This is a genomic window from Veillonella sp. ZSJB6 (assembly GCF_051549505.1).
Classification (GTDB): domain Bacteria; phylum Bacillota; class Negativicutes; order Veillonellales; family Veillonellaceae; genus Veillonella.
In genome coordinates this window covers 1-10,472 of sequence record NZ_JBPUGE010000012.1, presented here as the reverse complement: position 1 = coordinate 10,472, position 10,472 = coordinate 1, and the positions used below count along the sequence as shown (strand labels likewise).

The 10,472-nt window shown below is 38.6% G+C and carries 8 protein-coding genes; 1 reads left to right on the top strand and 7 read right to left on the bottom strand.

Annotated features, from left to right (window positions below; genetic code table 11):
- Window positions 1–124: 124 nt before the first annotated feature.
- The 7 genes from ACSV5T_RS09620 to ACSV5T_RS09590 all read right to left on the bottom strand — a co-directional run bounded on the left by ACSV5T_RS09620 (window position 125) and on the right by ACSV5T_RS09590 (window position 9,784).
- A complete protein-coding gene (locus ACSV5T_RS09620; protein WP_105094736.1) occupies window positions 125–1,297 on the bottom strand; it encodes a hypothetical protein in 1,173 nt (390 codons plus the stop codon).
- Window positions 1,298–1,509: 212 nt separating this feature from the next.
- On the bottom strand, window positions 1,510–5,094 hold the full coding sequence (cydD, locus tag ACSV5T_RS09615; RefSeq protein WP_438320960.1) for a thiol reductant ABC exporter subunit CydD: 3,585 nt from the start codon (window positions 5,092–5,094) through the stop codon (window positions 1,510–1,512).
- Window positions 5,095–5,284: 190 nt separating this feature from the next.
- Window positions 5,285–6,304 carry a cytochrome d ubiquinol oxidase subunit II gene (gene cydB / locus ACSV5T_RS09610; RefSeq protein WP_005387191.1) on the bottom strand — a complete coding sequence of 340 codons (1,020 nt, stop codon included), beginning with the start codon at window positions 6,302–6,304 and terminating at the stop codon, window positions 5,285–5,287.
- A complete protein-coding gene (locus ACSV5T_RS09605) occupies window positions 6,295–7,683 on the bottom strand; it encodes a cytochrome ubiquinol oxidase subunit I (RefSeq protein WP_005387190.1) in 1,389 nt (462 codons plus the stop codon). Before ACSV5T_RS09605 ends, cydB begins: the two co-directional genes overlap by 10 nt.
- 63 nt (window positions 7,684–7,746) lie before the next feature.
- The gene (locus ACSV5T_RS09600; protein WP_295804258.1) at window positions 7,747–8,199 is read right to left on the bottom strand and encodes an RrF2 family transcriptional regulator; all 453 of its coding nucleotides are present in this window, start codon (window positions 8,197–8,199) and stop codon (window positions 7,747–7,749) included.
- A gap of 221 nt (window positions 8,200–8,420) precedes the next feature.
- Window positions 8,421–8,915 (bottom strand): MogA/MoaB family molybdenum cofactor biosynthesis protein, encoded by a 495-nt coding sequence (locus ACSV5T_RS09595; protein ID WP_005387188.1) that lies wholly within the window; start codon window positions 8,913–8,915, stop codon window positions 8,421–8,423.
- 8 nt (window positions 8,916–8,923) lie between these two features.
- Entirely contained in the window at window positions 8,924–9,784 is an 861-nt protein-coding gene (locus ACSV5T_RS09590) for a polysaccharide deacetylase family protein (RefSeq protein WP_005387187.1), read from the bottom strand.
- Window positions 9,785–10,248: 464 nt separating this feature from the next.
- Between ACSV5T_RS09590 and ACSV5T_RS09585 the strand changes: the two genes are divergently transcribed.
- Window positions 10,249–10,472: hypothetical protein (locus ACSV5T_RS09585; RefSeq protein ID WP_438320959.1), on the top strand; the 224-nt coding region annotated here is incomplete at its 3' end.

Genomic DNA, 10,472 nt, shown 5'->3' with positions numbered 1-10,472 from the left:
GAGTGATTTACATAATTATGATCGACTATTTACCAATCTTTGGGACTGAAATAGCAACACTTTTTGTCCTATAACCCGTTTTTTATTTATACCATAACATATGCTGTTATTTAATAATCAATGCCTAGTAATTCATGAGCAGCATCAATTCAATTAATGTACAACCAATATAGGCGATAATAAACTTAACCTTCTGCTTGCGCATTCTATCATCATCAGCAATTTTGAGTCGATTTGCAAGGAACCGCTTATCCCGAATTTGCAATAGCAAATGTTTAATACGCTCTTGGCTTTCATTAGCAGTACATTCGTCACAATCAGATGTGAGTGTAGCTTGCTGCATGAAAATACGACGATGTAATTTGCGCATTTGAATCTTAATATTATTATGTACAAAGGCACTTTGCCACTGTTTCCGAGAATCAAAGTACATATACAGATATCTAGGAATATTCATAACCAAGAAGGAAATGATAAAAATCCCTAAAGAAATCAAGAAATATGTAGAGAATGAGAACTCTAACGTTTCTGTAGGTAAGTAGTGATGCAAGATAATAAAGGTAATCCACACGCCGATTGGCAATAAGAGAACTGCCGCAATATCAATAGAGCGAAGCCAGCTAGTACGGGTTGGTACATCTGGTACAGTAAATGTGTCTACTGGATCGTGAAACGCATAGTAATCTAACTGTAAAACGGATTGACTAGTACGAGGGTTCCCCAACAACACAGGGCCATTACTGCCGATATGTCGCTCTGGTAAAGGTATGAATTTCTTTACTTGAGTATTTGGTAATAAATCAAACTGGATAATCCCCTTTTTCTCAAAACGCATAGTAGACCCCTTCTCACCTAGCGCAATAGGATTGAAGAATATACCAAAGAGACTGAGGCACCAGTTACCTAGTAAGTGTAGGATAGAGTTTAAAATAAACCCACCTGTATCTATATTATTTGTATCGAGACGAATCGCAAAGGATGATGAATAATCATCAAACCATAAATCCTCTAAGGTGAATTCCACATTGATCACATTCCCCCATTTCGTAATAATGGATAGGAATATTTGGTTATTTGGTTCAAATTCAAATGTTACAGCGTAAAATAACCAATGATTGCGAAGAGCAGCCCGCAACATACGATTGACTGTATCTTCTTCTATATATAGTAAACGGTGGTCGAATAAATCTTGTTCTACAGGTGCTTTTTCTATAGTAGGCACCTTATCCACCGCTGTATCACGATCAGATAATGCTTCATCCACCAACGCTCGTATTTTGGTGAAGATCTTAGTCATAACCCCTCCAAGGGCAACAAAAAATAGCTTTTGACATACAAATTATACCATATATTGCATGATTTATCGATAAAAGACTACTACATATACTATTAAATATAGGCATACATAAAGCCCCTTTTACATAGTAAAAGGGGCTTTATTACTGTAGTTTAATATTTAGCCTATTATAAGTTAATAGCTATAATAGATAATTTAACTGATATTTATTTTTATTGAATACTTGCCATAGATAGGTAGCAATATTCGTAGAAATGACCACGAAGCGCAATTAACTCTTCATAAGTTCCATCTTCTATAATTTGACCTTTATCCATAAATAAGATACGGTCCATTTGCTCTAATCCTTCTAACTGATGGGTAATGTATAAGCATGTTTTATCCTTTACATATTCCATCAAATCACGATGTAAAGCCTTTCTTGTTACTTGATCTAAACCTTCCAATGGTTCATCCAATAAAACGATTTGTGGATTTCGCAAGAATAATCGAGCTAATGCAACCCTTTGGCGTTCACCACCACTTAAGCCATGACCACCACTACCAACAATCGTATTTAGACCAACCGGCAATCTATCCACTACAGAGCGCAAGGAAGCACGGTCGATAGCACGCTCTAAATCAGTAGCTGAAGCATCCGGCCTTGCTAGTCGAATATTATCCTCAAAGGACGCATGGAAGATATACGTATCTTGTGTAATAGTTCCTAACGCATTACGCCATGTATCTATAGAAATATCTTTTAATTCTACATCACCTACATGAATGGAACCACCATAATCATATAAACGCTCAAGCATATTAAATAATGTAGTCTTACCAGAGCCACTAGCACCAACGATAGCAACTGATTGCCCTTGCTTAATGCCTAATCTAAGATGTTCATAAATACAACGATCCTGATTATAACCAAAGGATACATCGGTAAAGGTAATGTCTCGATTAGCATTGAATGGTTTTGGTGCCTTTGGGTCTACCACAGGCATTGGCTCATTGGCGAGTGCCATGAGACAACTCGTAGCTACCTTACTTTCAGCACCATGATGAACGGCAGCAATCATAGGTTGTAACGCTTCAAACCAAGCTTGTGTACCAATGGCAGCAACCGCTACCATAACACTAGCCCAAGCGCCTGTCAAAGCATTGGCAGCCAATATAGCTACAATGACAACAGTAATTTGCACACCACCTAGGAACAGCGTATTCCCTAAGTTCATGCCACGCTCAATAACACCCTTATTAGTATCAACAATATGCATCATATGTTGAATACGATGATAGACTAAATCTTCATTGCCATAGCTAATGACATCCTCTAAGCTATCCATAGTATCACTTAATAGTGATTTATACTCCCCTTGTTGAGGTCCAATCTCAGTCAATGATTGTTTATTATGAGCATATACAACTAAAGGCAATACCAAACCTAATACTAGGGACGACAAAACTATAGGCGTAACCAAAGTGCTATCAATCGTAGAAACGCCATAGGCTACTAAAACAGTTAAAGCAATGGCTGCTACAGGAGGAATTAATGTGCGCAAATAGAAGAATTGTAATACTTCTATATCCCCCATAATACGGCCTAACATATCCCCCGCACCAAAGCGTTTAAGAATAGCTGGTGCTAATGGTTCCAAATGAGCATAGAACCATACACGTAAACCATATAATCCTTGGAATGCCATCCGATGAGATGTATAGCGCTCAAAATAGCGACATACGGCACGGCTAACGCCGAAGAATCGAACCCCTACAATGGCAAGGCTCAAATAAGTAAGGCCTGGTTGCAATGCAGCTGAAGCCAATAACCATGCAGACACAGTTAAAAGCCCTACATTCATGAATACCGTTAAAAATGTAAAAATCAAAGCTAATACTAAAGACCACTTTGCAGGACTTAATACAGAGAATAATAAACGCCATCCTTGTAAGCCCATAGTAGACGTTGACACTTCAGATGTATGTGTATCGTTTCCGCGTACATAAGCACCTTTTTTATCAACAGGAATTGAATAATTTAGGTCATCTCTATCTTGAATATCAAATGATTTCCCTGTTTGCAACTGCTCTTCAATAGTTGAAGAAAATTCGCCTAAACCAGAGATGACAAGGTCTTTAAAATATCCATCTACCGCAATAAGCTCTTCATAAGAACCTTGTTGAATAATGCGCCCCTGTTTTAAAACGTATAACGTAGAAGCCCAGTGCATCGTTTGTAGGCGATGGCCAATAATAATAACAATTTTATTCTCCATCAAACGTTGGATAGCACTACTTATGATAGCTTCTGTTTTTACATCAAGATGTGCTGTTACCTCATCGAGAATTAACACTTGCCCTTTTCGTAAGAACGCACGTGCTAACGCCACCCGTTGACGTTCGCCACCACTAAGACCTAAGCCACCTTCACCAATAACAGTATCTAGTCCATCTTGTTGTCTATCGATCACATCTAGTAGCTGTACCTCTTTACAAGCTTCTATAATCTCTTCATCACTTACATTCATCCCAAAGGATAATACGTCACGCAAGGTCCCTTTCATAATATGAGGATGCTGGGATACATAAGTAATTTGTTGACGCCACCAATCAATATCGATGTCACAAACATCAAGGCCATCGATGGTAACAGCACCTTTAGGAGCAGTTAAAAAGCCTCCAATAATATGAGCGATTGTAGATTTCCCGGCTCCACTTTCACCAACAAGCATAATCGGAGAATTGCGTTTAGCCACTAAAGAAATATGTTGTACCCCATTTTCACTATCTTCATAGGTAAAGGTTAAATCCTTAATTTCAATAGCTTGTATAGGTCCTTGAAGTTTAGATTGCCCACCTACAGGTAACGATGGCTGGCGATTCATAAACTCTTCGTATTTTAAAATGGATGTCTTACCCGCCATTCCCGTATGGAATGCAGCCCCTAATTGTCTAAATGGCGTATAAAACTCTGGTGCTAATAGCAAAATAAAGAAGGCTGAAAAGAATGGAATTTCACCATCCAATAATGTTAAGCCCAGGTATACAGCAATCAAAGCAGTACTAATGGTGCTTACGAGCTCAAGAACTAGCGCAGATAAGAACGCCACACGCAATACGCGTAATGTAGAGTCTTTAAACTCTTCAGATAAACGACCAATAACCTTAATTTGATCCTTCGCACGGCCAAAGAGTTTTAATGTGGTGATACCTTGCAATACATCGAGGAAATGCCCAGACAAAAAACTCATACGTTCCCACTGTTCTTTATTGAGGCGATCTGCTTGCTTGCCGATTAAGATCATAAAGAATGGAATTAATGGTACTGTAACAATTAGTATGATGCCAATAATAGGCAATGTATCTACAATAGCAATGCCCATAATAAGAGGAATCATAATAGCATATAAAATTTGCGGAATATATCGAGCTACGTAAGCATCTACTTGCTCTAATCCATCTGTAAGCATATGGATTACATCGCCGTGGCGCTCCTTATGTTGAACACCTAGCTTAAACATATGTGCTAAAGCTCGTTTTCTAAAGGTTGCTTTTACCGCACTACCCAATCGGTTGGCTACAGATTCTTGCACATAATGTGCTAGTAATCTCACAATAATAGCAATCCCTAAATAGATAATGGTATACCTTTCATCGTGTAAGGTATTTTCAGAAAAAATAAAATTATTAATTAAGGTTCCAAAGAACCAAGCTTGCCCAACAATAGATAGACTTTCAACTAAACAAGTTAATCCTAGTAATAAAAGCTGACCTTTATGTTCTAGCAACGCTTTAAAGGCGGTACGCTGTATCATAGTATCCCCTATGGTAAATATAGTTAATATAAAAAATCATATGAATTTTAGAATCCAATATATACGAACAAATGAATCTAAATTTATCAATATTATATTCATCTTACCACAAAAAAGAGGCGTGCCGCTACGACACGCCTCACATTGAGACTTAAATTTTATAACTCACTAGAGTTATAAAGCTATTCTATTAATAGTGTAAGTCTTTTTCAGATACACGATGACGGAATGTCCAGTATACCCAGATTTGGTAAGCCAATACAATTGGCACAAATACGAAGGCTACACAAGTCATCAATGTCAATGTGTAAGTAGAGTTACCTGCATTTGCAATAGTTAAGCTCCAGTCAGGATTCAAAGAAGAAACCATGATGCGAGGGAACAAACCTGCAAAGTAAGCAGCCGTTACAGAAATAACAGTTAAGGAGCTAAATACAAAGCCCCATTTTGTATTACGAGTACGTGCAGCACCCCAAGAAATGAGGAAGAACACGATTGCTAATGCGAAGCACACGATTGCTAATACAGAGTTGAACAAATCTGTACATACATATGTAGCAGCAACCAATACTAAAGCACCAATTGCAGTAGGAACACCAACTACCAAAGAAGCTGCGCGAGCGCGTTCGGAAACAGCACCAGCAGTTTTGATAGAAGTGAATAAGCCACCATGGTATGTGAATACCAAGATAAACGCAATACCGCAAAGTACTGTGTATGGGCTTAACAAATCAAAGAATGTGCCTACATATGTCATGCTTGCATCGATTGGAGTACCTTGAATCAAGTTACCAACTGTAACGCCCCACAATAATGCAGGAATCAAGGAACCAAAGAAGATGCAGTAGTCAAAAGTTTTACGCCATAACAAGTTAGGGCTCTTGGAGCGGAATTCAAAAGATACACCGCGGATAATAAGAGCCGCAAGCATTAAGAATAACGCTAAATAGAAACCACTAAACAATGTAGCATATACATGAGGGAAGGATGCAAATAATGCACCACCTGCAGTAATCATCCATACCTCGTTACCATCCCAAACAGGGCCCAAGGCATTGATCATTTGACGACGTTCAACGTCAGTTTTACCGATGAATGGTAATAAAATACCAGTACCATAGTCAAAACCTTCTAATAAGAAGAAGCCAGCGAATAGTACAGTAATTAAAATAAACCATACCACTTCAAGGTTATTAAAAATTAATTCCATAATCTCGCCTCCTCTTTTTCAACTACATCGTGAGATGGGTTACCATCTGGACCTTTTTTGATGTGTTCTACAGCAAGGTAGAGAGCTGCAATAGCTGCTACGATGTACACAACTGTAAAGCCGATGATAGTAGTCATAATTTCTGGAGCTGTAACGGCTTTAGATGCACCGTCTGCAGTTAATTGCAAGCCATATACAAGCCATGGTTGACGACCTGCTTCTGCTACAAACCAACCTGTGGAATGAGCAATGAATGGCAATGGCAATGTCCAGAACATAATTTTCAAGAATGTGCGATTACCAACCAATTTATCTTTTGCATTAAGGATAAGACCTACGAATGCAACGAGTAACATAATGGAACCAGCTGCAACCATGATACGGAATGTCCAGAAGATTGCTGGAACATCTGGAATATAGTTACCAGGACCATATTGAGCCTCGGATTTAGCTTGAAGATCTTTGATACCTTCTACTTTACCAGAAGTAAAGGAGTTTTGAGTCAAGAAGGACAAACCACCAGGGATTTCAAGTGCGCCCGTATTTTTTTGTGCTTTAGTATCAATGTTAGCTACCAAAGAGAATGGAGCTGGATCTTGTGTTTCCCACAATGCTTCCATAGCAGCCATTTTCATAGGTTGTACTTTTGTAATGTATTGACCTTGATGATGACCTGCCAAAGCGCCTAAAGTACCGAATACAAGAGCAATAACCATGCCCCATTTAGCGGAACGACGGTAGAAGTCTGTCGCATTGTTGCGCAATAAGTGCCATGCACTGATAGCCATGATAATTACGCCTGCTGTTAATAAACCATTCAACACGATATGGAAGAATTGGCCTGGAACATAGCCGTTTTGAACAATTGTTAAGAAATTGTCCATTTCTGCACGGCCATTGCGAATTACATAACCTACAGGATGTTGCATGAAGGAGTTCGCTACGAGAATCCAGAATGCAGATAGGTTTGTACCTAATGCTACCAACGTAGCTACAAGGGCATGAACAGTTTTATTTAAACGATCCCAGCCAAAGATCCATACACCCATGAATGTAGATTCCAAGAAAAATGCCATTAATGCTTCAAGGGCCAATGGAGCGCCGAAAATGTCACCCATAAAACGAGAATATTCTGCCCAGTTCATACCGAAATGGAATTCCTGAACAATACCAGTTACCACACCCATAGCAAAGTTAATTAGGAACAATTTGCCCCAGAATTTTGCCATTTTTTTGTAAACTTCTTTACCTGTAGACACATATGTCCACTCTAAGATAGCTACAGTCACTGTCATGCCTAGTGTGAACGGCACAAACAACCAGTGATAGATAGATGTTAGCGCAAATTGTAATCGAGCTAAATCTACAGCTTCAAACATGTGTTTTCCTCCTTAGAATTAAATACCTACATCACTTGATGAGCTTTTACTAAAAACCTTGTATCATTGCGCTTGTGAATATGGCAACGCTTCAGCCTCAATCAACTGTTCACGTTGAGCAAGCGTTTTAAAGTTAACCTGCTCCAACTGATTAATTAATTGGTCCTGAATCGTCCCCATAGCCTCATTGATAGCACAATGCCCCATACAAGACTTAGAGCAAGAACCTGCATCATATAAACACCGTTGTAAATACGCATCCCCTTCTACCGCTCTAATTACATCGAGCAATGAAATCTCTTGAGGATCTCGATTGAGGGCAAACCCACCATCTACACCGCGAAAGGATTTCATAATCCCAGCTGCAATGAGACTACGCATAATCTTAAGCAAAAATCGTTCTGGAATCAATTCCTGCTCAGCCAATACAGAGCCAGTTATCTTCGTTCCCGAAGGTAATAGCGCCATATGCAAGACCATGCGAAATGCATAATCCGTGGCCTGATTTAACTTCATAAGGTCTCCTTTCTCGTGCACTCGGACAAACGTATTACTAAATCTAGTATAATCGAAATAAAACAATACTGCAATGGTATTGTTTTATATATTGAGAATTAGCATATATAGATTTTATACCCATTAATAAGGTATTATCTGAATATTTTTATGTCCCTTAAATAGCATTATGAATTCTATTATCAAAAAAAGACTGCCCACGAATGAGCAGTCTAAATATATTACTTTGTAATTTCTCGAACGAGATGGGCCATTTCAGGAATGATAAGTTTACTCATAGCTAATGTAACGGCACCTACAGAGCCTGGAACAGAGAACATCAAGGTGTTATTGTTGACCCCCGCTTCAGCACGAGACGCCATCGCTTTAGTACCAATATCCTCTGTATAGGATAAATATCTAAAGATTTCACCAAATCCAGGAATATGTTTCTCATAGAGGCTATTTGCAGCTTCAATTGTTACGTCGCGCTTAGCAATGCCAGTGCCACCTGTAGAAATGATAACATCAATAGATTCATCATTACACCATGGGATCATAGCATTTCTAATTTCATCGTAATCATCAATAACAATTTTACGATCTACCACAATATGGTCTGCTTGTTCTAAAAACTCTTGTACTTTATTACCGCCTTTATCGGTTTCAAAGGTACGAGTATCAGAAACTGTTAAAACAGCAACGCGTAAAGGTCTTGCTACAACTTCGTAAGACATAGTTCCTCCTAGAATAACGGAATAATAGATGCTAATCTCGGCCATCCATTATCGCGTAAAAAATCACGTAATGCCCATGTGTAGTGAATAAATGGTGCACAATGTAGGCGCATCCAGAACGATAGATATGGTGTATCACCTTGGAATATAGCCAATCGATTTAAGGCATATAGATTATCTCCTGGCTGTACTGTACCTGGTTGTACTGTGAAAGCCATTTTATAACCAGACTGTTTAGTTACATATTGAACGAGCATATCGTTAAACCCACCAGGATATGCTAAATATTCAATAGGCTCACCTAAAATCCCCTCTAATGAAGTCTTTCCTCCAAGCAAAGCATCTGGCAACTCAGTAGGGTCAATTTTTGTTAAGATTTTATGATGATTAGTATGACCTTGAATATCAAAGCCACCTGCTTCCATTTTATGCATTTGTTCTGTAGAAACAAAACCAGGCGTATTAGCAGCATCACTAATCATAAACAAGGTAGCCTTCATATTGTATTCCTTTAAAATAGGCAATGCATTATTGTAGTTATCAACATAACCATCATCAAAGGTAATAACAATTGGCTTATTCGGTAATTCAGTACCATTTTCTAAATAATCATATAATTGATCTAATGTAATCGTGTTGTATCCCTGATTATGTAAATACTCCATCTGCTCTCTAAACTGATCAACATGAAGTGTTAATGCAGAATGCTTTTCATCATTTACTTGATGGTAATTAAGAACTGGTACACCATAGATCTTATAATCAGTAGACAGCCCCCACATAACACCAAATGAGATAGCTAAAATTGCAATACATATTGAAAGAAAATATAATAATTTTTTAATACAGCTCTTGCCATATTTATACATAAAAACTAATCACTCCAATCCACTTAAGCATATAATGAGAATATCACACATACCTAGTATTATCAAGAAAATCCCTCACAAGATATTCATATTAATCTATGAATGAAAATATTTATTAGTAATATGCAAAAATGGACAATAAAAAGCCCTATAAACTTGGAGATCGAGATTATAGGGTTCGTTATTTACATATATTTAAAGTTATACAGCAGCTTTACGGTACGATACCATTGGTGCTGCGCACCGCGGTATCGATTAGAGGTAGTTTATTTACATAAATTTAGAGTTACTCAACTGGTTTACGGTTCGGTAACATTGGCACGTTGTGCCACGTTACCGTATGGGTAGAGTTTGCCTCCTACCACTAGCCGCAGAATGCTTAATCAGCGAGTTCTTATGTACGGTTCTTAGCTCCAGGATACTGGGTGTTCGTCGCTGTGGATGGACTTATGTAGCTACGCTACATGTCCATCTTACGCTCCGAACTAAGCGATGCAGTGAATCTGTCGTCGCTTCGCTTCTCCATCTTCTACTGCCCTGCTTACCAGGTACCCTGGGAGGATAGGAAGCCAAACACAAAAAAAAGACACACCCTCAGGTGTGCCTTTAGCTTAATCAGCGGCTTCCTATCCTCCCAGGCCGTCTCCAGCCAAGTACTTTCGGCGTTTATGAGCTTAACTACTGTGTT

What these genes read in the sequence shown, in the direction of transcription:
- ACSV5T_RS09620 (WP_105094736.1), bottom strand. Translation starts at nt 1,297, where the DNA reads ATGACTAAGATCTTCACCAAAATACGAGCGTTGGTGGATGAAGCATTA.
- cydD (WP_438320960.1), bottom strand. Translation starts at nt 5,094, where the DNA reads ATGATACAGCGTACCGCCTTTAAAGCGTTGCTAGAACATAAAGGTCAG.
- cydB (WP_005387191.1), bottom strand. Translation starts at nt 6,304, where the DNA reads ATGGAATTAATTTTTAATAACCTTGAAGTGGTATGGTTTATTTTAATT.
- ACSV5T_RS09605 (WP_005387190.1), bottom strand. Translation starts at nt 7,683, where the DNA reads ATGTTTGAAGCTGTAGATTTAGCTCGATTACAATTTGCGCTAACATCT.
- ACSV5T_RS09600 (WP_295804258.1), bottom strand. Translation starts at nt 8,199, where the DNA reads ATGAAGTTAAATCAGGCCACGGATTATGCATTTCGCATGGTCTTGCAT.
- ACSV5T_RS09595 (WP_005387188.1), bottom strand. Translation starts at nt 8,915, where the DNA reads ATGTCTTACGAAGTTGTAGCAAGACCTTTACGCGTTGCTGTTTTAACA.
- ACSV5T_RS09590 (WP_005387187.1), bottom strand. Translation starts at nt 9,784, where the DNA reads ATGTATAAATATGGCAAGAGCTGTATTAAAAAATTATTATATTTTCTT.